This is a genomic window from uncultured Sutterella sp. (genome assembly GCF_937923675.1).
Lineage (GTDB): Bacteria > Pseudomonadota > Gammaproteobacteria > Burkholderiales > Burkholderiaceae_F > Sutterella.
Map to the genome: position 1 here is coordinate 1 of NZ_CALDXB010000012.1, position 22963 is coordinate 22963.

Genomic DNA, 22963 nt, shown 5'->3' on the forward strand with positions numbered 1-22963 from the left:
ACTCTGAAATTTTCAGAATTTACAGGCATTTATTTTATGGAAGTCCCCTATAAGCCTAGGGATGCCAAAGGCAAGCTCCCCGCGATTGCCGTGAGCGGACCTTTCGGCGCGGTGAAGGAGCAGGCTTCGGGGCTCTATGCGCAAACCATGGCGGAGCGCGGGTTCCTCACGATTGCGTTTGACCCGTCCTATACGGGCGAAAGCGGCGGAGAGCCGAGGAATGTGGCGTCGCCCGACATCAATACGGAAGACTTCAGCGCCGCAGTGGACTACCTCTCGACCTCGCCCGAAGTCAACCCTGACCATATCGGTCTTATCGGCATCTGCGGCTTCGGCGGCATGGCTGTGAATGCGGCCTCGATGGATACGCGCATCAAGGCGACGGTTGCATCGACCATGTACGACATGAGCCGCGTCAACGCCCGCGGCTACTTCGACGCCATGGATGCGGATGCCCGCTACGCGCTCCGCGAGAAGCTGAACGCTCAGCGCACGAAAGACTATGCGTCCGGCACCTATGCGCCGGCACCCGGCCTTCCGGAGGAGCTCAAGGGCGACGAACCTCAGTTCGTGAAGGACTACTGGGAGTACTACAAGACGCCGAGAGGCTTCCATGCGCGCTCCATCAACTCCAACGGCGCCTGGAACATGACTTCGTCCCTTTCCTTTATGACGATGCCGCTCCTCACGTACGCGGGCGAAATCCGCAGTGCGGTTCTCCTCATTCACGGCGAGAAGGCGCATTCGCGCTACTTCAGCGAAGACACCTTCAAGCAGCTGAAGGGCGACAACAAGGAGCTCCTCATCATCCCGGGCGCAAACCACACTGATCTCTACGACAAGACGAACGTGATTCCGTTTGACAAGATTGAGGACTTCATGAAGAAGAATCTCTGATGAATGAGCGGAGCTTGGCCGCTAGTTCTTCAGGAATCCCAGAAGCCCCGGGGTGCGATTGAACCGCCCGGGGCTTTTTCTTTGTCGATGGAAGCACATGAGCAAAAGTGCTTGAAGGGGACGTTCAGGCCTCTCGACATGAAACAAGTAGTGCAGATCTCTTTTCTAGATCAGCTGCTAAAAGACAACCAAAAACAGAGAGCAATGAGGCGAAAATAAGTAATGCCGAATCGAGTTATAGTGAATTTGACCGATCCCTGATCGGGTTCTCCCCCTAAGGAGCAAATAATGCAATCAATTAAGCCTGTAAACCCACCACCGGCACGCTTTAGCCGTGCGAAGTCTGCCTATGGTGGTTTTAAAAAAACGCTTCTTGTAGCGGCAGTTTTGTCCGCTGCTGCCTTCTCCGTCTCTGCTTATGAAACGGGTTCTTTAACGCTCTCTAATCCAGAATTTCCTGAAGATTACATCAGCGATCTCTATTGGAATCTTGAAGATTTTCGTGACTTTACCGATTGGGTTGGTGAAACAGGAGTCGTTGGCAATAATCATCAAACTCTTGTTGTCACTGATTCTGCAGAGGGCTTTGCCGGAGTCAATACCAGCACTTTAACTGTGGAAGCTTATTCATTAGCTACTCTGAGAAACTCCAATCGTCTTGATATAAGCATCGCAGATGTAACTCGCGGGTATGAAACTACTTGGGTGAATGCACCGGTTCGCGGCGATAATAAGCCGACGGAGCTATCCGGAACGCTTGATGTCGGCGTATTTTTCAATCAAGGACTGCGCACTGATATTTCGGCGTTTGCGATTGGCCTTTCCAGTTCCGGAAGCGGGCTGACTTTAAACGGAGGAACACTTAACGTTTCAGCAGTTGCAGAAGCCGATATGTCGGCCGAGTCGCAGATTAAGTTTGCCAGTACGCTCGCTTTGCCTGCAGAAGGCACTGTTCTCGAGCGTGAAGATTACAGTCTGCGCTACTATCTTGCGCCCTATGCCCGCAACTACGGGTTCTATTACGTTAGTTCGATCGGCATGATTGGCGCTCCTGCAGCGGATCCGGTTCTTGTCTTCAATTCGGGTACTCTGAACGTCACGGGTGCGATCAAAATCCAAGACGAGCTGACGACGCTTGATCCGGTGATTGATGCCCCGCTCGGGAGATATGAGAGCAACGGCCACTATGCTGAAATTAAGGCGTTAGGTCCGACAGATCCGACGACCTCTGAACATTTCATAGCTTCATTTCAAGTGGTCGGAATGCGGGGCGGCTTCATGTCTTATGAAAACTATGACGCACAATCCGCCTCAGTAATCTCAACGCCGATTCAGTATCCGGAACCTCTGATTCATACCATTCACCTTGTCAATACAGGAATGATCACTGCCAAGGCCTCGGTTGAAAAGTCCCTTACTAAGAACGGTGAAGCCGCTGAATTGCAATTTACTGACGATTCCAGTCCCGTAGAGGTTTACGGCATGTTTGCGGAAGCTCATGCTCCTCAAATTCGCGTTGAAGTGGCCAACTACGGCTTCATTAAAACGAGCGGTGGCGACCGTAATCATGCTGTCTTTGCGCGCACATCTAATAACGGGCAGATTGATATTTCTGCAATAACAGTACGTGCCGGGGAGGGGGGTACCGCTCTCTCTGAGAGACCAATAGCGGTTCAGGATTCAGTCGGTGAAAGTGCCGGGACTGTTAGCTGGGAGAATGCTACTCTATATGTTCTTCCAGATGTTGGGTTCAAGGATCCCATCAACATCAGAGATCTCTTTGTCTTCTACGACGGGAATGGCACTGCAGAGATCAATCCGGATCTAACCGGCAAGCCCGGATTCAAGGCCATACAGGGCATAGATGATCTTTTCTCGGTCTATTCAACCGGTTCAACATTAGCTGATCAGACTGCAGAAGTCAGAATGAACGCCGACAAGGCGCAGGGCAGAACGCTCGCATCCGACCTTCTGGCGAGCGACGCAGAACGCCGTCATCGGATGTATCGAATGACCGATCGACAGGCGGCATCAGGAGCCGGCAGCGCCGGGAAGCCGTTTGCCTTCTTTGCCGAACCCTATTTCGCGGTCGGAAACAGGACGATGGCGAATACCAGAGCAGACTCCGTATCAACGGGGATCTTCGCAGGGGCATCTTGGAATTCCGAAAATGCTTCTCTTATGCTATTCGGCATGTGGGACCGCACAAGGACTGACGAACGGAAGAACATTGACCGCACTGATGCTGACGGCTGGCTCCTCGGGCTCGCCGGACGCATGAACTTCCCCGTTGAATCCGATGTATTCAAACCATGGGGTGAGGCTTTGTTTGCATCTGGCAGGTCCTCAGGCGACGCTGATCTCATGATGATGCACGGGCTCCTTAAGAGCGAAGCGGATTTCCGTTCTTCACAGTACACCGCCGGTCTGCGCGGTGGCGCTTCGATCGAATTCCTGCCTCGCCATGTTATTGAGCCGTCCCTTGGCGTTTTCTGGGTTCGCTCGAAGCTTGATGACTTCCATACGGATTTCGGTGCCAATTTCGGGCGCATAAGCTACAGAAGCACAACACTCAGCGATGTAGAGGCTACGGCACAGGTGAAATGGCAGTATCTTGGGGAAAGCGAGGGAGTTGCGTTCAGACCCTATGCTCTCCTTGGGATGACGCATCTCCTTAAGCGCGACGACTCGAAGATGGAGGTTTCTTACGGCGTTCACGGAGACGCGGCTGAGCTTGAGCGTGAGAAGACGTATGGATTTGCTGAGCTTGGCTTGTCGTTTGAGGCAGGAAAGTTCTGGGATATCGGTCTCGGCGCCGGTCTCGAATTCTCCGACAGCACCAGAAGCGGCATGTTCTCAGCGAAAACCGTCTTCCGGTTCTAACTGTGATTAATGAGGGAGCGGCAGCATTTTTTTATGCTGCTTCTCCCTGTATTAATCCAGGTTATATTATTTTCGTAAAAACAATTAGCTTGGAAGTGATATGAGAAGGGATATATTATCTCGGACATCAGCCAATTGATTTGTCGTAATGCGGCCCTTAAAATCGCAATGACGTTGCGTCCAATCGACGGTTGTTATTTGATCAGAAAGGACAACGGAATCTGGGTTTTCTGATAAAACAACCTCAAAAGGATATCCTTTCTTCCTTGTTGTCATTGGACAGCAAATCATCAGGCCGGTTTTTCCGTTATAGGAAGAGGGAGATAAGACCAAAGCAGGGCGGCGTCCACCCTGTTCATGGCCCAGAACTGGATTAAAATCAAGCCAAACAATATCTCCGCACTCTGGAACATAATGGTTGGACATTACAGCAATTCCTTACCAACCGGTGCTCCAAAATCCATGCGTTTATGAATGTTTTGAGGCGTAATTTTAGACAGCATGGATTCTAATTTTTTTTGACGACTGGAGGAAATGCGTTTCAAAACGATCTCATTATTGCGGATCTTGATATCGAACATATCATCTTTTTGAAAATTACCTTGTTCAAGCAATGCCTGAGGGATACGAACAGCAATACTGTTTCCCCATTGTTTAAGCGACGTTTGCATTGAAAGATCTCCTTTAGACGGCCATCATCATCGTAGCATAGTTCCGTGCATCGGATATCCAATGTAGATACATTTCGAGGGGTTGCCACACCGGACGAAGCATTTCTTCTTCGACTACCGCTGCGGCTGGATCCGGGATTTCCCCGGAACGTTCGAATTTATGGGTCGATGAAGCAGAAGAGGAATTCCAAACCTCCAGAGTGCGGCAGCCAGTCGAGCACTGAGCCTGCTTGAAATAATGTCGTCAAGCAGCCGCCGAGAAAGACTCGTGCAATCGCGGCGGTGCAGACTAAAAGTAGTGTCTTATTCCATTACTTGAAGATGAGCTTGCTCTGAGAGTTGTCGCCGTCTTCCTTCGAGACGCTGATGTCGACGTTCGCAAGCTCGCCGAACATAGCCCTGGCGCCGCGCTCGGTCTGGCACGAGATGTAGCAGAAGGGGAATTCCTTCCCGGTATCCACCTCATCAACCGGAACGCCGGTCTTGGCCGCGACTTCCTCGGCGTACACCTCACAGACCTGATCGATGTCGTAGGTGACGGGAGAATTGACTTCCTCGTCGGTCAGGGTGCGTTCGCATTCGTTCCAGGTCTTGAAGCGCCAGCGGGTGACGTAGCTTGCGCCGTTCTTCTTGTAGTCGATGACGACGTTGTCGTTGTTGAGCTTGAAGAGCACGTTCTTGACGACATACTCACGGCTCTTCGATCCGAGACCGATCGTCGCGATGCTCTTCGTAAGATTGCGCGCAATGCCGGCCCCGAGGTTGTGTCCGACCAGGCCGTAGCCCACGATGAGATTGCCTTCCGCATCACGGGCGGTCAGAGTAGGTGTGCCGAGAAGAGCTCGAACGTCCTTGAGCGTCGTTTTGTTGAGCGTGACGTACGGGTCGACGGTTGAAGCGTCGAATCCGTTTTTGCCTGCACGATAGGAAACGCAGCCGGAGACGAGGAGAGAAGCGGCGAGAAGAGAGCAGAGGAGGGTTTTCTTCATGTAAAAAATGGAGATCCAGTAGGGTTTGTGAAAAACGGGCTCCCCGCTTAAGGGAGAGCCCGGGAGATCACTCGCAAATGTACCAGTTGTCCGGACGATCCCAGATGGTTTCGTTGTTCACGTCCTTGCGAGCCTTCGCGCCGCCGTAGGCCGTTCGGTCCTTCACTGACTCGAAAATTCGGATTTTGACGCGCTTGTTCGCCGTCTCCTCGATGTAGCCTTTGTCCTGTCCGCGCCACAGGGGCTTCATGCCGTGCGTGACGGTGCGGCAGACCATGACGCCTTTGCCGTCCTTCAGCATCTCCTTTGCCTGCGCGCGGCGTTCGTCGCGTCCGAGGAAGCCCTGACCTTTGGCAAATTGAAGCCAGAGCGGGTCCTTATGGTCCTTGCCCGTAGCGGGCGCCAGAACATAGATGCCGGAATACTTATTCGCGATTCCCTGAACGTCGCGCGAGAACTGATTGGTCTTCGCCCAGAAGAGGGGGTAGTTGCGCGTTGCAGCGTCAACGCACCAGCCTTCTTGACTCACCGCTCCCTGCAGATTGGTGCAGATTTCAGAGAAGCGGGCTTCAAGCTGAGCGGCGTCCAGCGTCAGGTGATCCTGAAAAATGACGGGATTGGCGAGCCACACATGATCGAACGTGCGGTGCGACGCAGTTTCCTCAACGGCGTAGTCCTTGTCGAGGCCGCCGAAATTAATGAGGGCGTTGGCGCGCGTGCTGGTGTTGTATTGGATGTACTGCGCTTCGGCAATCGGATCGGTCGTGCTTGACTGCGGAGCGACAGCCGGCTGAAGCGTTGAGAAGCATCCGGAAAGGAGAAGCGCGGATGCGCCGAGAATCGGGATGAGGGCGTAGCGTGCGTTCATCGGGTGAAAATCACGAAAGGGTTGGAGGAGGAGTTGAGGATGGGAATTAACTTCTGGGCGGAAGCGCCTTGAGTCCCTGATGCCACAGAATTTTGAGAATCGTCAGTGCCGGACCGCGGAGCGCCACGTCGCCTTGCTCCCACTTGTCGACAGTTGAGGGCGACACCGAAAGTTCTTCCGCGAGCCCCCTGCGGGTGAGGCCGAGCCGACGGCGAAGATCCGCCACGGCCTTGCCGTCGAAGGGTTCCGGGAACCCGGCGTCCCTGCGGTTGGCTTCAAGGTTGTAGCGGACGGAATCAGCGAGATCCCCGGTGAGGTTGTCCCGTCTCTCGGGCGCGGCCTCGAGCGTAAAGTGCTGCTGGTGCTCATCCATCAGCGTGAATACGCCTTCGCCGAGCTTGTCGAGCATGCAGAGCGCAATGCAGTAGTTGGGCTGGATCGTTTCTTTTTCGGCTTCCCAGCGGAATACCGTCTTGGGCGAAACCTTGAGAAGTGCAGCAAGGGCTTCCTGAGTAAGGTTGAGCCGTTCGCGCAAGGACGCTACATCCGGACCGCAGTATTGCGGCCAGCTGATTTCGCCGTTGAGATAGTCTCGAAACATTGACTGGAACCGGGTGATCTGTCCTGCCGCAAGCCTGCGGCGGCACTCTTCGGTCGTTAACGATTTAAGGGCGGACAATCGCATTTCTCATCTCCTCCTCGAGCCCCTGTGAAAGGCATCGAGGCGTTAATGATGGCCGATTTGTCCGTGGTGCGCGTAATTATTACAGTTGTATGGACTAAATGTCCATTTTAAAAATTAGAATGCGTAATTTTTACGCGACAGGCGGAAAAAGCGGTTCCTTTTCTGATGAAGAAATACCGCCCAATACTCTTGAGAAGAAGTGCAGACCTGAAGCAGATGATCTTTTGATGCATGCCGTGGACACCCAGTGCTTCTGGCTGGATCCGGACTCCATGCGAGCAGCATCTATGGGATCTCAAGCTGCGTTCAATGAGATTCGAAGTTTCAGGAGGAGAACGGAGTAATGGTGAAAAGATTTCAGAACTCAGAGAGGCTTACCTAACCGCAGGGAAGAACCTTCAATGATGAGACCTTCGTGAGCTCCCACGGAATACAGACATCAGGCTTTAGCGACTGTCGTTTGCTGATAGACTAAATGTTGTAAAGCAATTTTCATTACGGGGATCATTGTGCCGACTTTGAACCTGCGACTTAGCGACTTCGACAACTCAGTTCTTAACTCTTTAGCCGAGTCAACCGGACGAACCAAGACATCGCTGGTGGTGGAAGCGATTCGAAACCTGAACCTCGAGCTTCGGGAGGAAAGCGGCGCAACCCGATTGTCTGCCGAGGATTTTGATGCCTTCATGGATAAAGTCATGAATCCCGAAGCAGATCCTGCGGTCAGTGCTGCGCGGAAACGCCTTCTTGAATTCAAGCCTGTCTGGGAGGATTGATGGCCAGCTTTCTGCCGCCCCGGCCGCTGCAGCAGGCAGATGAGGCCAGATTGCCCGGATTTGACTGCGGTTCCGAACCTCTCAATCGGTGGCTTGCTCAAAAGGCGCTTCACAACGATAAGACGGGAGGCAGCCGCACATATGTTGTATCCACTGAGTCGGGCGAACTCGCCGGGTATTTCTGCCTTGCCGCTCATTCGGTCGAGCATGGCGATTTAAAAGCCAAATACCGAAGGAATATGCCGAACCCGGTCCCGACGATTCTGCTCGGCCGGCTCGCTGTAGATAAAAAATACGCAGGCCGCGGTCTTGGGAAATCAATGCTTTTGGCTGCCATCAGAGCCTCTATTGAAATTGCAAAATCCATCGGTGTTGCGGCTGTAGTTGTTCATCCAATTTCCGAGGAAGCTGAGCGCTTTTATCTGCAAAATGGCTTTGCTTATGCGTGCGAAGGCAACCCAATGCACCTCTTTGCACTGGGTCCCTTCGTTTCATCGAAATAGTGCTAGCGCCTCTCTCGATCTGAAGGCCATCCGCCGGGTGACAGTCTTGACTTGCAAAGTTCTGCACAGCAGCGTTACTTCAGTAACCATGGGACGTTAGTGCGGCCCGATGCACGGAACCTGCGAATGGCTGCGTGCAGTCCGTTTATTTAGATATCCCGGGAGGACGCTGCAGATCCGAAGAGCAAGATCTGCATGACGAAAAGATGTATTAAACGCACAACAATACGTATATTATTGTTTTATATAAATATTTACATCAAATTGTTAATGAATTATTGACAGTTAGATTAAACTTTGCTCTAATAACAGAAGCATGACCCCCGGTTTGGTGACATTAGTTGCCTACAGCCGGGGGCTTTCTTTTTTGGAAAAAGGAATTATTAGAAACCACCCCAATCTTTCGGAAAGCCCGCTGCCTGGATAGTTAAGCTTGCTTGATTCTCGTATGGGGCCACTTGGATATGAGATAAATCAGGGAAGTCTTTAATCAATTTATTTAATCTACTTTTCCATTGAGATCTCGGACAAATTATTCCAAGTAAGTAAGAAATCACGCAAATCAATGCAAAGCATCGATTTTGATTAATTCCTGCATGCTTCAAGTCCAAACTGGTTCCTTTGAAACTAGGATTACAAATCATATTTAAGTTCCAAAGACGGCCATGATGCGCGCAGATGTTTCTTAAGTAATTAAGAGAAAGAAGCCATGATTCAAATGTAGACGGCCTGCTGACGTTAAATTCTCTCGATATTTCCTTTTTAAATTGCGATTTCAGGCCTTTATAGAGCCACTTAACTGTTCCAAAATCCCACGCCTGACAAGCGATCCAGATAGGTAAGTCAGTTCCATAATGGGCCACATTAACAACAATACATTCAGATTTCGATTTTGTAATTAATCGATATAAATTTTGCGAAAAATCTGGAAACGAAAAGGAAGCATTCCCAGAATCATAAAATGCAGGATCTAAATAACCTAAAGGGTCGTACTTGCCTAAAAGATAAGCGAATTTAGCTCGTAAAGCAACCTCTATACGTTCCAATGCGTCCATTAAGAGAAGCCTCAAGGATTTATCAAAGACGTACAGCGCTGCTATATCACCAAAGCCAGTTCCCAATTTGAATTGATCTCTAACTTCTATTTTGTTGGTTTGCGTTTTAACAGTTGTTCGAAAGGGATAAAGGTAACCACTGAGTCTATAGTAGCCGATTCTTTCGAGGTGCTCTATTGCCAAAGCGTGGTCTGTAATTATCAATCCACGGCTCTGCAAAAGACTAATCTGATCAGCGTAGGACAGCCAAGGCTTAGAGTAGGGTACTGCTGAATTCATATTCTTTTAGATAGTCGATTCCCGCTAAATGATTGACAAATATTATACAAACATCGATAACGTATATATTCCGCGCGTGGCAGCAGAAAAATAAGCCCTTGATGGGGTCAAGGGCTGAAATGCCATCGAATTATGATTACTACTGTTCGATTAACATATCCTGGGGCGAGAATCCGGCATCAATTGCCTTCTGAAACCATTCCGGCTTCCTGGCGCCTCGGCCGGACCAGGTTTCCTCACCGTCCGGGTTTTTGTACTTGGGCTTCACAGGAGCGGCGGAGCGAACACGTTTGGGCTGAGGGGCTGCGGCTTCGCAGGCTATGCCAAGTTCCTTGGCTGTGAACTTGAACATTTCAGCGTACTTGCGGCACTGCGCGAGAACGTCGGCGCGGAGAGCTGCCCGCTCGGCATCGAGCGCCTTCTGCTTTTCTTCGACTTCGCTGAGTCTGCCGGCGACGGAATTGAAATCAAAAGCATTGGTATCCATATCTATGACCCCTGGATTGCGTGAAAAGAATCCCGCTTCTGGTTCCCCAACTGAAATCTTCATTTCGATGCGGCACATCCAGGCTGCAGATGAAGGGGGATGAATAGCTGAGATTCCAAAATAGAAGCTCAATTATGCCACGCTGATTTAAAGTTTATTTGAGTGATTGGAAGTGCAGATATTTCTGATGCTGCATCTGCTCTATTCCACAGCATGGGAAGCCATGTCGATGTGAAAATTCGGACTTGATATTCCAGGCATAGTACTCTGCGAACATTCAGCCTCATTCTTCAATTTCCTTTTCAGAAACCGGCATTTCAATATCATCCTCCGTCAAGGCTAATATCTGGCGACCGTATTGAGCCACCACTCCCAATGCCGGATGAGATCCGATCGTTCCTTTTTCGAAATGACGCCAGCTACTCATACGGAATTGACGGTATGGATGAATTCATCGTAATGTCGGGAAAGCAAAAGAAGCGCTCTGAGAAAGCTCTGCGCTTCCTCAGCGGGCACGGTCATCGGAGATGATCTTAAGATGCCTCCTCGAGCTGCATATGCTTTGTCAGGAAATGGCGTCTGCGAATTCCCAGAGCGGAAAAATCAAGGGATTCCATACATTAAATAGTGGGTCGCTGAAAGGCTACCGAAACATTCAGTTCCTGATGGAAGCTGCCATGGGAAGAGCCGTAACGGAGGATGAAGATTCCAGCCGCTTTGATGGCACTTCCTGCATAGAAAGTGAAGTCGGACATTGAGTATTCTTTCCGAATCGCTCAACCATTTCGTTTGAGCCGGAGAATCAAATTACCCTGCGGGGACGCTGTTCCCCCATTCGGGTGCATGTAGTCTCCAGCACTGGTTACGGAGGCTTGCCATGCATGCAATCAAATCTTCAACGGCCGCAGTCACGCTCGACGACATGAAGCGTCTCATGGAGAGCGTCATCGACTTGAGGACTGCCATCGGCCGAGACATTATCCACGGCCGCATGAACGGCGACGATACGGACGTCATCGTCGAGAACATTCTCGGAGATGTGGCCGTACTGCTCATCAGCAACTGGGCGCACAACTTCTTCCCTGAAAAATTTATTCAGAGAAGTCTCGATGAGCCTCAGTTTGCTGATGACGACGATCCTGCTATGCAGGAAGCCTACTCAAATGAAGGTTTCTGATCGTCGTTCAAACTGCTGCTTTCGGTTTCATTCCTTTGTCGAAGAAGCTTGAATTAAAAAAATGGCGCACACCTAATTTCCGTTTGGGAAGAGGGTGGGCGCCTTTTTTTATTCCTGCACCTTATTTTTTACTAACAGCGTCTCTGCTTCAGCTTCGAAGCGAAACCTAGTGTTGGAATGGTCGATGCTGTAACAACATAGTTGTTATTGATGCCCGGTTTTACGCGTACGGATTGGGTGTGATTTGCGTCCGCGCAACGTTCATCGAAACGTGAAATGAACTCGAAGTGATCAATAAATTTGAACAAGTCCTGGTGGCCAGAGTGGTGGCCAAAGAGGTTTTTTTGGCGCATTATGGCTGTTTACAGAACGAATATTAAGACTGCAAAAAAGTATTTTCTACAGTCTTAAATTCATAATAATCAATCTGATGCCTTCCCCCAGACATCTCCCCAGTCGCCCGTAAGAGCACCCTTGGCATAGTCGACCACACGGTTTTCGAAAAAGTTGGTGTGTGACACGCCCAGCATGGCGTCCACCCAGGGGAGCGGATTCTTCTCTGAGTGGAAGATTCCCTTCATGCCGAGCCCCATGAGACGGCGGTCGGCGATGTAGCGGATGTAGCTGCGGACGTCCTCGCGCGTGAGGCGCTTCATTTCGGAGACGCCGAATGCGAGGTCGATGAATTTGTCTTCGAGATCGACCATCGTTTCCGCGATGCTGTAGATCTTGGCCTTAAGCCGGTCGGTCCAGAGCTCAGGATTCTCCTTGATGTATTCGCGGAAGATCTTCGTCATCGATTCGGTATGCAGCGTCTCGTCCGCGATCGACCAGGCGATGATCTGACCCATGCCCTTCATGGTGCCGTTTCTCGTGAAGTTGAGAAGCATCACGAAGCTCGAGAAGAGCTGCATGCCTTCGGTAAAAGCCGAAAAGGCGGCAATCTGGGCGGCCAGGTCCTGGTCGTCCTTCTCAACTTCATTGAAGAAGTCGTGCTTGTCGGCCATGGCTTCATACTGGAGGAACTCGTTGTAGATCGATTCCGGGAGTCCGAGCGTTTCAATGAGATGCGAATAGGCGGCGATGTGCACGGCTTCGCGGGCCGCAAAGCTCGAGAGCATCATGCGGACTTCAGGCTGGCGGAATTTCGGCAGATACGTATTGACGTAGGCGCCCGAAACGTCGATGTCGCCCTGCGTGAAGAAGCGCAGGATCTTCGTGAGAAAGTCCTTTTCGCTTTCGGTGAGCTTCTGCTGATAGTCCTTCACGTCCTCGATCATCGGGACTTCCGTCCAGAGCCAGTGCATCTGCTCGGACTGCATGAAGGCTTCATAGGCCCACGGGTACTGGAAGGGCTTGTAGTAGTTGCGGCCTTCGAGAAGGCCGCCGGCGCTTTTCTGTTCTTCGGTCATTTGAATTCGGCTTCCACAAAAGTTTGGCGGCTTCTCAGCCTTCGCAGGCGAGGCATTCGGAATTGTTGGCAACGGCGCGCATGTCGACTTCGTCCTCAATGCGGCGGCGCTCGGCCTTGACGCCGACGCGGTCGGCTTTGCGGAGCTTGTCCGAGCGGTTGTAGTAGAGGGACTTCAGGCCCTTCTTCCAGGCGAGGAAGTGACAGGCGTGGAGATAGGCAATCGAAACGTCTGGCGGGAAGAAGAGATTCACGCTCTGACCCTGATCGATGAACTGCTGACGGTCGGCCGCGAGGTCGATGATCCAGCGCTGATCGATTTCAATGGCGGTCTTGAAGACGTCCCTCACTTCCTGAGGAATGTCCTCGCGGTGCTGGATGGAGCCGTCGTGCGCAATGATGTCCGCCCAGACGTCGTCGTTGTCGAGACCGAGTTCCGCGAGCTTCTGCTTGAGGAACCGGTTCTTCATGATGTAGGCGCCCGAGATCGTGTCCTGACGATAGATGTTCGCGCGATAGGGTTCGATCGAAGGCGACGTTCCGCCCATGATGAGGGAGGACGAGGCATTGGGCGCCACCGACATCCAGTGCGAGAATCGGCGTTCGACCCCAGAGTCCGCCGCATCCGGACAGGCGCCGCGTTCCTTGCAGAGGATTTCGTCCGCTTTTTTGCAGCCTTCGCGGATGAGGCGGAAGATCCGCATGTTGATCGACTTGGCGAGCGCGGATTCAAAGGGGATCCCGTGCTTCTGGAGATAGGCGTGAAAGCCCATGGCGCCGAGGCCCACGGAGCGCTCGCGCATGGCGGAATACTTCGCGCGCGCGATCTGATCGGGCGCGTGATCGATGAAGTACTGAAGAACGTTGTCGAGGAACTCCATCGCATCCGTGATGAACTGCGGGTCGTCCTTCCACTCGTCGAAGTATTCGAGATTGAGGGACGAGAGGCAGCAGACGGCGGTGCGGTCGCGCGAGGTCGGAAGGAAGATTTCCGTGCAGAGGTTGGAGCCGTGAATGCGGAGCCCCTTGTCCTTCAGCCACGAGGGGAGCGCGCGGTTGGCGGTGTCCGTAAAGACGAGGTAGGGCTCGCCCGTATGCATGCGCATTTCCAGAATGCGCTGCCAGATTTCGCGTGCGGACACGCGGTCGACGACCTCGCCCGTAGTCGGGTGACGAAGCTCCCACGTGTCGTCCGCATTCGCGTCGCGCATCGAAGCCTCAATCTTCTCCATGAAGGCGTCGGGAATATTGACGCCGTGATGGAGGTTCAGGGCCTTCATGTTCTGGTCGCCCGTGGGCTTGCGCATCTCGATGAACTGAATGATGTCGGGGTGGCTCACGTCGAGGAAGGCCGCATAGGAGCCGCGGCGCGTGGAGCCCTGGCGGTAGGCGAGGCACGCAGCGTCGTAGACCTTGAGGTGCGGGAGAACGCCCACAGACTTTTCATCGGCGCTTCTGATGCGCACGTGGATGCCGACGCCGCCCCCGAGCATCGAGAGCCAGTTCACTTCGGAGAGCGTGTCGACGAGCCCTTCGGCGCTGTCTTCCATGTAGGTGAGGAAGCACGAGATCGGGAGCCCGCGCTTTCCGCGGCCGAAGGAGAGAATCGGCGTGGAGAAGGAGAGCCAGTGGCGGCTCGCATAGTCGTAAATTCTCTGCGCGTGCTCCGGGTTGCTCGCGAAATGCTCCGCCACGAAGGTGAAGCGTTCCTGAGGGCTTTTTTCCTCGGGACGCATGTAGCTTTCACGCAGGCGCATGCGGCCGAGTTCATCAAAGAGCGCGTCCCGGCTCGGATCAATCTTTACTGACATCTTGTTTTTATTCGAAAAAGCGAGCGAAACCCCCGTCAGGGAGTCGCGTGGAAGAATGCAGGCCACAATATCTAGCGCAAATGAATTGCGATAACTACCAGTAGTTGCGGTCCTTCCGATTGAATTCTGGAGTTTACGGATGATACCGAACCGGGTGCCGTGCGCGTACCAATTGGGGATCACCCGAAAGATTGATTCCCCCAAAAAACCGTCAGTTCGAGGATGTAATGAAATGTGTCGTCGACTGGCAGCCTCGGCAGATCGAAACAGATCTCGCCCGAAAGTCGGAAGAGATTTTCCGTGCGTTCGGGTAGAGTTGAGGAACATATGATTGGCGCCTGCGATGCCGTCTCATCCCCGATCGGCGCACGGAGCCCGTCCAGCCCAAGGAGTAAAAATGTCTGATTTCGTCATGGTCAACCTTGATACCATCCCCGATCTTCTCAAGTCCGAGAAGCCCGTTCTGCTCACGATCGGCGCCCCCTGGTGCATCGACTGCCGCCGCGCGCAGCCCTTCCTCATGGCGCTTGCGAAGCAGTATTCCGACCGCATGGTTTTCGCGGGCGCCAATGTGGATGAATGCCCCGGCATCCGCGAAACCTACGACGTGAAGCACATTCCGACGATGATCATCTTCAAGGGCGGCAAGCCCCAGGAAAACCGCCTCGTCGAAGTGAAGACCCCGGGCGAGCTCAAGGCCTTTATTGAGGAAGGTCTGAAGGATTAATAGAATCCGGCTTCCTCGCGGGAAGAATGCTTCGCAGAAAAGCTTTATGCTTCCCAATTCCAAGGCGTCCCCTCGCAAAGAGGCGGGCGCCTTTCTCATGATTTTTCCCGTCGTCGCTGCCATGCTTTCCAAAGGCCTCACCACCATCGGTCTTCTCATCGTCTCGAACGTCTTCATGACGCTTGCCTGGTACCTCCACCTGAAGCTTCAGAACATGAAACTCATCACGCTCTGGCCCGTCTGGGCGGTCGTCCTCTTCTCGTGGAGCATTGCGCTCTTTGAATATTCCTTCCAGGTGCCGGCCAACCGCCTCGGCTTTGAGGGCAACGGCGGTCCGTTCTCGCTTCTTGAACTCAAGGTCATTCAGGAAGTGATTACGCTCACGATCTTCATCCTCTTCTCGATGGCGGCTTTCGGTACGAAGCTCGCCTGGAACCATATTGCGGCCTTCATCTGTCTTGTTCTGGCGGTGTGGTTTGCCTTTCAGAAATGATGCATCTATCTTTCTCTCCTGTGGCGTGGTAGGGAGGACGCATTAAACTCTTAGAAATTTCTATAAAAAAGTAAAATTATCCGTTCCCTTGCTTCCTTGCGACACGTGTAGACGGATGGGTTCTGCATGATGGTGGCGTCACCAACCATCAGCACCAGACACCATGAACTACGCAAAGCAGAAAGACGGCAGGAGCTGGCTCTTCTATGAAAAGACGGCAAAGGGCAGGCGCAGCATTGCGCTTGCAGTGCTCGCTCGTGAAGGCGAGGAGCCTGAGTTCACCATCGAGCGGCTCGAATGCACTGATGCCGATGAGGCGGAGCTCCAGAAACGCCTTACGATGCTCCGAGACCGAATCCGCAGGGAAAGATCGAAAATCGCCATTTACTGCGAAGGACAGACGGAATCCAGATACCTACGAGAAATCGCGAATGCTTTGGGACTCACTTCGAGGATTCAGATCTTCGCGGTGAATGGCGGCGACCCTGGCGCTCACATAGAGGCCATCGCAAAGAATCTGCTGTGGGAAAAGGCTATTGGAAAAGAGTCTTTCGGGGAGTACTGGATGGTGTTCGACCGAGATGGACATCATGGATTCCATTCAGCATTTGAAATTAAGTCGCATTTCAAATCAATTCATCTGGCTTTCACAAATCCATGTTTTGAATATTGGGTAGCAATGCATCATCCGAAGTACGACGGAAAAATTCCGTTGACGGAAGAGCACATTGTCAGCGAAGAAACGAAAGTCGAATTATGCGGAACCAATAGAAAGCGTATCGTGCATGTCCGAACTATTGAGCTTGGCGCATCGCCCGACGACGCATTTGTTCTCGCAAGTCGTCTTTTTCCGGGATACAAGAAAAATACTGAGGGCTATCTCAGTCTTTTCGGCGCCCAGACTGAACGAGCCTATGAGCGCATGAAGGCACTTCCGTCTCCGCAGAACGGCTTGGGATCCGACCTTCCGGCGCTTCTCGACCGTCTGTTCGCGCTGAGCGGCCTCACGCGCAGCGAGGCTTTCGCCAGACTCGGGAAAGGGGCATCCACTAATTCGTCAGGGGGAGCCGCAAATCCTCCGCAGAGTTTTCAGAAAGGCTTCAATCGAAAAGAATTCGCAATGACCTGTGAGATTCTCTCGCCCCGGATCAGTGATTTCAGAAAGACGCTGGATTTGAATACTGCGAAGATTCTCAATGAAGATCTTTTGAACTTTCTGCGGCATATCAAGGAAGCAATTCTGATTGTTCCTCAAATGGAAAATGCGATTCCGCCATTGGAACCGGAACAGCAGGAGCGCATTAATATTATGCTCGGAAAGGAAAGTACAGATGCTTCATATCTTGAATTTTGTACACGACTTGGTGAAATAAACTGCGTTGCAAAATCATTTGCGAAGAATTCCGACCGCAAATTTAAAAATCAGACCAGACTCAAAGTGCGCGGAAGCACCGAATATTGTCTTGCGTGGCTCAATCGATTCATCGGAGAGCGTTCTCGAAAACCGGAAAATGAAGAAGAGATTGTCTGAATCCAATTTCATTAGAGGAGAACATTCCCCTTTATCGAACAGCAGCACGCTCATTGAGTGCGTGCTGGTGTATCTTTCCTCCCGCCAAATTCTTTTAAGAGGACCGCTCCCTTGACCGACATCGACACGCTCTACATCGCCGAAAAGCCGAGCCTCGCGCGCGCGATCGCCGAAGGAATCGGCATTGAAAGAAGGGAGAAGTCCTTCATCATCTGCCGGAGCGGGACGGTCGTCACCTGGTGCTTCGGACATCTCCTCGAGCAGGCCGAGCCCGACGCTTATCTGCCAGAGAGCGTCCCGACGCTCAAAAGCGGCAGAAAGCCCTGGCGCATGGAGGATCTACCGATCTTCCCGGAAGCGTGGCAGATGGTGAGAAAAACCGACGGCGGCGCGAAAGCTCAGCTTGCCGCCATCGGGAAGCTTCTCAAGTCAACAAGGCGGCGCGTCGTCAACGCGGGCGACCCGGACCGCGAGGGGCAGCTTCTTGTGGACGAGGTGCTTGAGCACTTCAGGTGCCGCAAGCCCGTTGACCGCTTCTGGGCGTCGGCGATTGATCCGGAATCGATCCGGAAGGCGCTTTCTCAGCTCAAGCCCAACCGCAATTTCGTCGGCATGCGCGATGCTGCGCGCGGCAGAAGCCGCGCGGACTGGCTTCTCGGCATGAATCTCTCGCGCTTTTATACGCTGCGCGAGGAAGCGAAGGGTGCGAGGAATCTGATCGTCGTCGGGCGCGTGCAGACGCCGACCCTGACGCTCGTTGCCCAGCGCGACTACGCCGTGAGGAACTTCAAGCCCGTGCCGTACCTCAATATCCTGGCCTCATGCTTCGGCGGCGGGAAGGCTTTCCAGGCGAAATGGAAGCCCGGGGCGAATCAGACGGGTCTCGACGAGGAAGGGCGCCTCACTGACCTCGAATTCGGGAAAAAGCTCGTCGGGCAGCTTCAGAGCTGCCGTGAAGGCGAGGTGATTTCTGCCGAAACGAAACTGAAGCGACAGGCGCAGCCCAGATGCTTTTCGCTCGCGGACATCCAGCAGGCGGGTTCCAAAGCCTTCGGCTTCACGGCGGAAAAGACCCTGAGCATCTGCCAGTCGCTTTACGAAAAGCATAAGTGCATTTCATACCCGCGCACGGACTGCCAGTTTCTTCCCGTGAGTCAGCATGCGGATGCGCCGAAGGTCATTGCCGCGATTGCGAAGACGATCCCCGGAGCCGAAGGCATCTGCGGGAAGGCCGATCCCGCCATCAAGTCGCCCGTCTGGAACGACGGCAAGGTGACGGCGCATCACGGCATCATTCCGACGGGGCTTGCCACCGACTGGTCGAGGCTCTCCGCCGACGAACAGAAGCTCTACGGGCTCATCGCCAAGCGCTATCTCGCGCAGTTCTTCCCGGCTTATGAATATGAGTCGACGAAGATTCTTCTTCGGATCGGCGGGGAAATGTTCGAAGCCTCTGGGAACATCCCGAAGAGAGAAGGCTGGAAGGTGCTTTACAGAAAGCAGATTGAGGCCGAACGGCGGGAAAAGGAGAAGGCCCGGAAGGAAGAGGGCGGCGCCGACGACGAGCAGGAGCTCCCGAAACTCAGGGCTGGCGACAAGGTGGAGGTCCGCGAAGTGAAGGGCGTTGAGGCGAAGACGAAGCCGCCGCTTTATTACACCGAAGGCACGCTCATCGCGGCGATGGAGAGCATTCACCGGGCTTACGACGACCCGAGAATCCGCGCGCGCCTCAGGGAAGCCGACGGGATCGGAACGCCTGCCACGCGCGCCGCGATCATTTCGGAATTGAAGCGCCGGGAGTTTCTCGTGACGGAAGGAAAGAAGCTCCATTGTTCTGAGAAAGGCAGAGCGCTCCTTCTCAAGGTGAGTCCGAGGATGAGGAGCGCAGTTCTCACCGCGCAGTTTGAGGAGAAGTTGAAGGAAGTCGAGGCCGGGCGCATGACGCTTGAGGCTTTTGAGAATGAGGTGAAGGCATTCGTCAGGTGCGAACTCGGTTCCCGTGCGTCAACAAATGTCAAGTGACGACTATTTCGCTTTCCAACGACGGATAGTTCCTGCGGTGCCGGCATCGTCCCCGCAGATCCCTGTTTACGCGTAATGGATTCTTCTCTGTTGCGTTTCCTGATCCGATTGGCTAAGTTGTTTTGCCTATATCTTTCCCGACCCCTGCGACCATGACGGATTCATTCACTCCCTACCGCGAAGCGCTACTCAAGGAACTTCTTCCCGCAATGGGCTGCACCGAACCCATTGCGCTCGCTTATGCCGCCGCTGAAGCCGGAAAGCGCCTCGGCGGCTACCCGGAGTCGATCGACGTTGAAGTCTCCCGCAACATTGTGAAGAACGTAAAGAGCGTCATCGTTCCGAACACGGGCGGCCTCTACGGCATTGAAGCCGCGGTGGCGGCCGGATTCGTTTCGCGTCGTCCGGAGGCGAAGCTTCAGGTGCTCGCTTCTGTTTCGGACGCAGAGCGCCGGGAGATCGGCGAGCGCGTTCATGAACCCATGACGATCCGTCAGTCGACGGAGCCCGACGTGTTCTTCATACGCGTGACGGGAAAGCTGAGAGGCAAAACCACGTCGGTCACGATCCGCACCTATCACACGAACATCACCTGCATTGAAGAGGACGGCCGCCGCATTTTTTCCGAAGGCGACGCCTGCGAGGAGGACGCCCCCGAAGAGAACTGGTCGATTGCGGAGCTTATCCGCATCGCGCGCGAAATGCCTCTTATGGGCACAGAAACGGAAGCGCTCCTTCGCCGACAGCTCGAATGCAACCTCGCAATCGCCCGAGAAGGGCTGAAGGGCAGCTGGGGCGCCACGATCGGTCAGATTCTCCTTGCAAGAGACGCCGATGATCCTGCCGTGAAGGCGCGCGCCTGGGCGGCAGCGGCATCCGACGCCCGCATGAACGGCTGCGAACTCCCCGTCGTTATTGTGTCGGGGAGCGGCAATCAGGGGATTACGGCGAGCGTTCCGGTGGCGATCTTCGGCGAGGCGCTTCATTCGACGGATGAGGAAGTCATCCGCGCGCTCCTTCTCTCCGACCTCGTCACGATTGCCTTGAAGCAGGGGATCGGCAAGCTTTCCGCCTACTGCGGCGCGGTGAGCGCAGGGTGCGGAAGCGGCGCCGGCATCGCGATGCTCGAGCACCTTTCAGACAAGGATATTGAAGCCGTCATCAGCAATGCGCTTGCGATCACGTCGGGACTTCTCTGCGACGGGGCGAAGTCTTCGTGCGCCGCCAAGATCTCCATGTCGGTCGAGGGCGCGCTCCTTGCGCTCGATATGGTGAAGCATAAGAAAGCCTTCCGCGCGGGCGACGGCATCGTGCAGGAAACGACCGACGATACGGCGGCCGCGGTCGGACGCATTGCGAGCCAGGGAATGGTCGACACGGACCGTGAAATCATCCGCGTGATGCTTCACGAATCCTGAGGCGGCTCGTGCAATGCCGCCTCAGGCGCTCTCATAAAGAATTGAAGACTCCCGGATAAAAGTCAAGCTCCGCTTTTGACCGCAATCCCGTCGGCCTCGAGCCATCCGCGGACGACGGACAAATCTCTCACGCCTCCCCAGCCGTAGACCGTATGGCCGGGGAGTAGCCTTGCATTGGGTTCGAGCCTCGCGATTTCCTGCTGGCTGTTGCCGAGGCCGCTGCCGCCGCTCGTGGAGAAGTGGAAGATCGTCTTCCCCGAGAGATCCGTATCTTCAAGGAAGGTATAGAGCGCCATAGGCATCTGACCGCCCCAGATGGGGTGGCCGATCGCGATCACGTCGTAGGCGGCGAGATCGGGGAGAGGCCGGATGGGCGGGCGCGCCTTGCTTTCACGTTCGGGGACGGCGATCTTCACGGTTGCCTGGTAGTCCCGCGGGTAGGGCGTCACCGTTTCGATCCGCGCGATGTCGCAGCCCGTAAACCGCTGGATTTCCTCCGCAACCTTCTGCGTGCTCCCCGACCAGGAGATATAGAGAACGATCATCTTCTTCGGGTCTGCTGCATGGGCGGCTCGGCAGCCGGCCACAGCGGCGAGAAGTCCGGCAAATGCTCTGAGGCATGTTCTGCGCTGCAAAGTGCGATTCGTCATGTTCTTCTCCTCAAGAATGTTTTGAACTTGAGGAAAAGTCTAGAAGCGCGTGCTCTCTCTCATCTGCCTCTTTCTCTCAAAGAAAAACACTTTTCGAGCAGTCTTGATTTAATAGAGAAGGCCCGGAATCCCATCGAGGAATCCGGGCCTTCTGAAGCGAAACCTGTCGCTCTCGACATCCGGGCTCAGGCTTCACTGCGTCCGGACATTGCTGAAAGCAATCTTCGTCAGCTGATCAGGAAGAGGAACGTGAGCGTGCAGATCTGCACCGGCGCGGAACGCTTGATCACTTCGATCGGCGAGACGCCGGCAATGCCGGAAATAACGATCACGCCGGCGGCGAGGGGCGAGGAAACGCGGCCGAACGTTGCGGCGACGCTCGCGAGGTAGCCGAGGTCGGGGATCGTGAGGCCGAAGGCGGCGGCATGCGGCGTCACGGCTTCATTGAAGGCGAAGGCGGCAGCGTCGCCCGAACCCGTCATCACGCCGAGAACGTAGGGGCCGACGGCAGCGCCGAGCTTCGCGAGGTCGGAAGAGCCTTTGAGCGCCTCGACGAAGACGTCGATCACGCCGCAGGAGCGCAGGCCCGCCGCGAAGACGCCCGCCGCAATGATGAGGCCGAGAATATTGCCGTAGCCGTGACCCATGCCGTCAAAGAACTTGCGGGTGATGTCGGCGGGATTGAAGCGCGTGACGAGGAGCGTGTAGATCACGCCGATCAGCATGGCGGTCGCAACCGAAATCTTCACCTGCGGGAAGCAGACGGCGACGACGAAGAGGAGCACCACAGGAAGGAGCGGCGCGAAAGCCCAGAGGAGGTTCGGGTGTTCGGGGAGGTCGACCTTGTTGGCGGCGTCATGAACGCCGTCGTTCTCAAAACCGCCCTTCTTGAAGTCGCCGAAGAGAAGGCAGCAGCCGACCATGAGCGCAATGCAGACGATGGAAATGAGGAGCGTGCGGGTGCCCGTGTAGGTGAGGTACTCCATGATGGGCCAGTCGGCGAGCTTCGCGACGAAGCCGTTGTGCGAGGACCCCGGGGACCAGAAGGAGGGAAGCGTCGAGGCGATCACCGTGGCGGCAGCCATGGCCGGACGGAAGCCCGCGCGGATCATGAGGGCGCAGATCGTGGGGCCGATCGCGGCGCACATGCCGGCGAGCGACGAGATCGCGATCGAGACGACGCCCGTCACGATCATGCAGCAGGGCAGAAGCAGAATGCCGAGCTTGTTGAGAGGCTTCGTGAGGAGCGAGACGAGATGCAGGTCGCACTTCGTGATGTTCATCACGCGCGCAAAGCCCATTGCCGAGCAGATCACGATGATGAGCGAGGCGCTCGTCATCGATTTGTCGAACTGCTGGAAGGCTGCAATCGGGTTGAGCGAGAGCAGACACATGACGAAGCCCGAGGTGAGAAGCACAAGGCGCGTTTCCCACCGTTTCAAAAGCCCGTATACGGTTACGCAGACTACGGCGAGCGCCGCCCACATTTCCCATGTCATGAATTTCGTCTCCTGGTGGTAAAAGAAAACGTCATCTGAAAATAAATAAACATTTTCAGATGACATTATTGAAATATAAGGGGGCTTCCATAAATTCGGAAAGCCAGTTTTTCCACTTCGCCGACAGTACC

The 22963-nt window shown here is 54.2% G+C and carries 22 protein-coding genes; 11 read left to right on the forward strand and 11 right to left on the reverse strand.

Translation table 11 applies throughout. The features are described from left to right. The first annotated feature begins 36 nt into the window (after positions 1-36). A complete protein-coding gene (locus Q0106_RS00945; protein WP_297607674.1) occupies positions 37-897 on the forward strand; it encodes an alpha/beta hydrolase in 861 nt (286 codons plus the stop codon). Positions 898-1185: 288 nt separating this feature from the next. Further along, positions 1186-3780, forward strand: a complete 2595-nt coding sequence (locus tag Q0106_RS00950; RefSeq protein WP_297607677.1) for an autotransporter outer membrane beta-barrel domain-containing protein — start codon at positions 1186-1188, stop codon at positions 3778-3780. An 84-nt stretch (positions 3781-3864) separates the two neighbouring features. Here the strand turns inward: Q0106_RS00950 and mazF are convergent, their stop codons facing one another. From mazF to Q0106_RS00975, 5 genes are all read right to left on the reverse strand, one after another. Then, entirely contained in the window at positions 3865-4206 is a 342-nt protein-coding gene (mazF, locus tag Q0106_RS00955) for an endoribonuclease MazF (RefSeq protein WP_297607679.1), read from the reverse strand. Further along, the gene (locus Q0106_RS00960) at positions 4206-4451 is read right to left on the reverse strand and encodes an AbrB/MazE/SpoVT family DNA-binding domain-containing protein (protein ID WP_297607683.1); all 246 of its coding nucleotides are present in this window, start codon (positions 4449-4451) and stop codon (positions 4206-4208) included. The genes mazF and Q0106_RS00960 overlap by 1 nt, the downstream gene beginning before the upstream one ends. A gap of 311 nt (positions 4452-4762) precedes the next feature. Continuing rightward, positions 4763-5440, reverse strand: coding sequence for a hypothetical protein (locus Q0106_RS00965; protein WP_297607686.1), 678 nt, complete (start codon positions 5438-5440; stop codon positions 4763-4765). Positions 5441-5507: 67 nt separating this feature from the next. Further along, on the reverse strand, positions 5508-6308 hold the full coding sequence (locus Q0106_RS00970) for a hypothetical protein (protein WP_297607689.1): 801 nt from the start codon (positions 6306-6308) through the stop codon (positions 5508-5510). A gap of 46 nt (positions 6309-6354) precedes the next feature. After that, positions 6355-6993, reverse strand: a complete 639-nt coding sequence (locus Q0106_RS00975; RefSeq protein WP_297607691.1) for a helix-turn-helix domain-containing protein — start codon at positions 6991-6993, stop codon at positions 6355-6357. A gap of 509 nt (positions 6994-7502) precedes the next feature. Between Q0106_RS00975 and Q0106_RS00980 the strand changes: the two genes are divergently transcribed. Together Q0106_RS00980 and Q0106_RS00985 are read left to right on the forward strand one after the other, a co-directional pair. Next, positions 7503-7769 carry a DUF1778 domain-containing protein gene (locus Q0106_RS00980; RefSeq protein ID WP_297607694.1) on the forward strand — a complete coding sequence of 89 codons (267 nt, stop codon included), beginning with the start codon at positions 7503-7505 and terminating at the stop codon, positions 7767-7769. Then, the gene (locus Q0106_RS00985; RefSeq protein WP_297607697.1) at positions 7769-8272 is read left to right on the forward strand and encodes a GNAT family N-acetyltransferase; all 504 of its coding nucleotides are present in this window, start codon (positions 7769-7771) and stop codon (positions 8270-8272) included. Before Q0106_RS00980 ends, Q0106_RS00985 begins: the two co-directional genes overlap by 1 nt. A gap of 383 nt (positions 8273-8655) precedes the next feature. Here the strand turns inward: Q0106_RS00985 and Q0106_RS00990 are convergent, their stop codons facing one another. Further along, entirely contained in the window at positions 8656-9606 is a 951-nt protein-coding gene (locus Q0106_RS00990) for an Abi family protein (protein ID WP_297607700.1), read from the reverse strand. A gap of 139 nt (positions 9607-9745) precedes the next feature. Then, on the reverse strand, positions 9746-10171 hold the full coding sequence (locus Q0106_RS00995) for an H-NS histone family protein (protein ID WP_297607703.1): 426 nt from the start codon (positions 10169-10171) through the stop codon (positions 9746-9748). Between the two features lie 494 nt (positions 10172-10665). Between Q0106_RS00995 and Q0106_RS01000 the strand changes: the two genes are divergently transcribed. Then, a complete protein-coding gene (locus Q0106_RS01000) occupies positions 10666-10851 on the forward strand; it encodes a hypothetical protein (protein ID WP_297607706.1) in 186 nt (61 codons plus the stop codon). A gap of 119 nt (positions 10852-10970) precedes the next feature. Next, positions 10971-11270 carry a hypothetical protein gene (locus tag Q0106_RS01005; protein ID WP_297607709.1) on the forward strand — a complete coding sequence of 100 codons (300 nt, stop codon included), beginning with the start codon at positions 10971-10973 and terminating at the stop codon, positions 11268-11270. 422 nt (positions 11271-11692) lie between these two features. Here Q0106_RS01005 and Q0106_RS01010 read toward each other — a convergent pair whose 3' ends face one another. Beyond that, positions 11693-12682: a ribonucleotide-diphosphate reductase subunit beta gene (locus Q0106_RS01010; protein WP_139687231.1), complete on the reverse strand. Its 990-nt coding sequence runs from the start codon at positions 12680-12682 to the stop codon at positions 11693-11695. 34 nt (positions 12683-12716) lie between these two features. Next, positions 12717-14819 (reverse strand): ribonucleoside-diphosphate reductase subunit alpha, encoded by a 2103-nt coding sequence (locus Q0106_RS01015; RefSeq protein ID WP_297607713.1) that lies wholly within the window; start codon positions 14817-14819, stop codon positions 12717-12719. Between the two features lie 70 nt (positions 14820-14889). Between Q0106_RS01015 and Q0106_RS01020 the strand changes: the two genes are divergently transcribed. The 5 genes from Q0106_RS01020 to Q0106_RS01040 all read left to right on the forward strand — a co-directional run bounded on the left by Q0106_RS01020 (position 14890) and on the right by Q0106_RS01040 (position 20683). Then, complete coding sequence (locus Q0106_RS01020) at positions 14890-15219, forward strand: thioredoxin family protein (RefSeq protein ID WP_297607716.1); 330 nt, start codon at positions 14890-14892, stop codon at positions 15217-15219. Between the two features lie 121 nt (positions 15220-15340). Beyond that, positions 15341-15712 (forward strand): DMT family protein, encoded by a 372-nt coding sequence (locus Q0106_RS01025; protein WP_152158627.1) that lies wholly within the window; start codon positions 15341-15343, stop codon positions 15710-15712. 163 nt (positions 15713-15875) lie between these two features. Then, positions 15876-17243: an RloB family protein gene (locus Q0106_RS01030; RefSeq protein ID WP_297607719.1), complete on the forward strand. Its 1368-nt coding sequence runs from the start codon at positions 15876-15878 to the stop codon at positions 17241-17243. Positions 17244-17354: 111 nt separating this feature from the next. Then, positions 17355-19265 (forward strand): DNA topoisomerase 3, encoded by a 1911-nt coding sequence (locus Q0106_RS01035; RefSeq protein ID WP_297607723.1) that lies wholly within the window; start codon positions 17355-17357, stop codon positions 19263-19265. Positions 19266-19417: 152 nt separating this feature from the next. Continuing rightward, a complete protein-coding gene (locus Q0106_RS01040) occupies positions 19418-20683 on the forward strand; it encodes an L-serine ammonia-lyase, iron-sulfur-dependent, subunit alpha (protein WP_297607726.1) in 1266 nt (421 codons plus the stop codon). A gap of 62 nt (positions 20684-20745) precedes the next feature. Here the strand turns inward: Q0106_RS01040 and Q0106_RS01045 are convergent, their stop codons facing one another. Together Q0106_RS01045 and dcuC are read right to left on the reverse strand one after the other, a co-directional pair. Beyond that, positions 20746-21333 carry a flavodoxin gene (locus Q0106_RS01045; RefSeq protein WP_297607729.1) on the reverse strand — a complete coding sequence of 196 codons (588 nt, stop codon included), beginning with the start codon at positions 21331-21333 and terminating at the stop codon, positions 20746-20748. Positions 21334-21560: 227 nt separating this feature from the next. After that, entirely contained in the window at positions 21561-22832 is a 1272-nt protein-coding gene (gene dcuC / locus Q0106_RS01050; protein ID WP_297607732.1) for a C4-dicarboxylate transporter DcuC, read from the reverse strand. Positions 22833-22963: the final 131 nt, after the last annotated feature.

What these genes read in the sequence shown, in the direction of transcription:
- Q0106_RS00945 (WP_297607674.1), top strand. Translation starts at nt 37, where the DNA reads ATGGAAGTCCCCTATAAGCCTAGGGATGCCAAAGGCAAGCTCCCCGCG.
- Q0106_RS00950 (WP_297607677.1), top strand. Translation starts at nt 1,186, where the DNA reads ATGCAATCAATTAAGCCTGTAAACCCACCACCGGCACGCTTTAGCCGT.
- mazF (WP_297607679.1), bottom strand. Translation starts at nt 4,206, where the DNA reads ATGTCCAACCATTATGTTCCAGAGTGCGGAGATATTGTTTGGCTTGAT.
- Q0106_RS00960 (WP_297607683.1), bottom strand. Translation starts at nt 4,451, where the DNA reads ATGCAAACGTCGCTTAAACAATGGGGAAACAGTATTGCTGTTCGTATC.
- Q0106_RS00965 (WP_297607686.1), bottom strand. Translation starts at nt 5,440, where the DNA reads ATGAAGAAAACCCTCCTCTGCTCTCTTCTCGCCGCTTCTCTCCTCGTC.
- Q0106_RS00970 (WP_297607689.1), bottom strand. Translation starts at nt 6,308, where the DNA reads ATGAACGCACGCTACGCCCTCATCCCGATTCTCGGCGCATCCGCGCTT.
- Q0106_RS00975 (WP_297607691.1), bottom strand. Translation starts at nt 6,993, where the DNA reads ATGCGATTGTCCGCCCTTAAATCGTTAACGACCGAAGAGTGCCGCCGC.
- Q0106_RS00985 (WP_297607697.1), top strand. Translation starts at nt 7,769, where the DNA reads ATGGCCAGCTTTCTGCCGCCCCGGCCGCTGCAGCAGGCAGATGAGGCC.
- Q0106_RS00990 (WP_297607700.1), bottom strand. Translation starts at nt 9,606, where the DNA reads ATGAATTCAGCAGTACCCTACTCTAAGCCTTGGCTGTCCTACGCTGAT.
- Q0106_RS00995 (WP_297607703.1), bottom strand. Translation starts at nt 10,171, where the DNA reads ATGTGCCGCATCGAAATGAAGATTTCAGTTGGGGAACCAGAAGCGGGA.
- Q0106_RS01000 (WP_297607706.1), top strand. Translation starts at nt 10,666, where the DNA reads ATGGCGTCTGCGAATTCCCAGAGCGGAAAAATCAAGGGATTCCATACA.
- Q0106_RS01005 (WP_297607709.1), top strand. Translation starts at nt 10,971, where the DNA reads ATGCATGCAATCAAATCTTCAACGGCCGCAGTCACGCTCGACGACATG.
- Q0106_RS01010 (WP_139687231.1), bottom strand. Translation starts at nt 12,682, where the DNA reads ATGACCGAAGAACAGAAAAGCGCCGGCGGCCTTCTCGAAGGCCGCAAC.
- Q0106_RS01015 (WP_297607713.1), bottom strand. Translation starts at nt 14,819, where the DNA reads ATGTTCCTCAACTCTACCCGAACGCACGGAAAATCTCTTCCGACTTTC.
- Q0106_RS01020 (WP_297607716.1), top strand. Translation starts at nt 14,890, where the DNA reads ATGTCTGATTTCGTCATGGTCAACCTTGATACCATCCCCGATCTTCTC.
- Q0106_RS01025 (WP_152158627.1), top strand. Translation starts at nt 15,341, where the DNA reads ATGCTTTCCAAAGGCCTCACCACCATCGGTCTTCTCATCGTCTCGAAC.
- Q0106_RS01030 (WP_297607719.1), top strand. Translation starts at nt 15,876, where the DNA reads ATGAACTACGCAAAGCAGAAAGACGGCAGGAGCTGGCTCTTCTATGAA.
- Q0106_RS01040 (WP_297607726.1), top strand. Translation starts at nt 19,418, where the DNA reads ATGACGGATTCATTCACTCCCTACCGCGAAGCGCTACTCAAGGAACTT.
- Q0106_RS01045 (WP_297607729.1), bottom strand. Translation starts at nt 21,333, where the DNA reads ATGACGAATCGCACTTTGCAGCGCAGAACATGCCTCAGAGCATTTGCC.
- dcuC (WP_297607732.1), bottom strand. Translation starts at nt 22,832, where the DNA reads ATGACATGGGAAATGTGGGCGGCGCTCGCCGTAGTCTGCGTAACCGTA.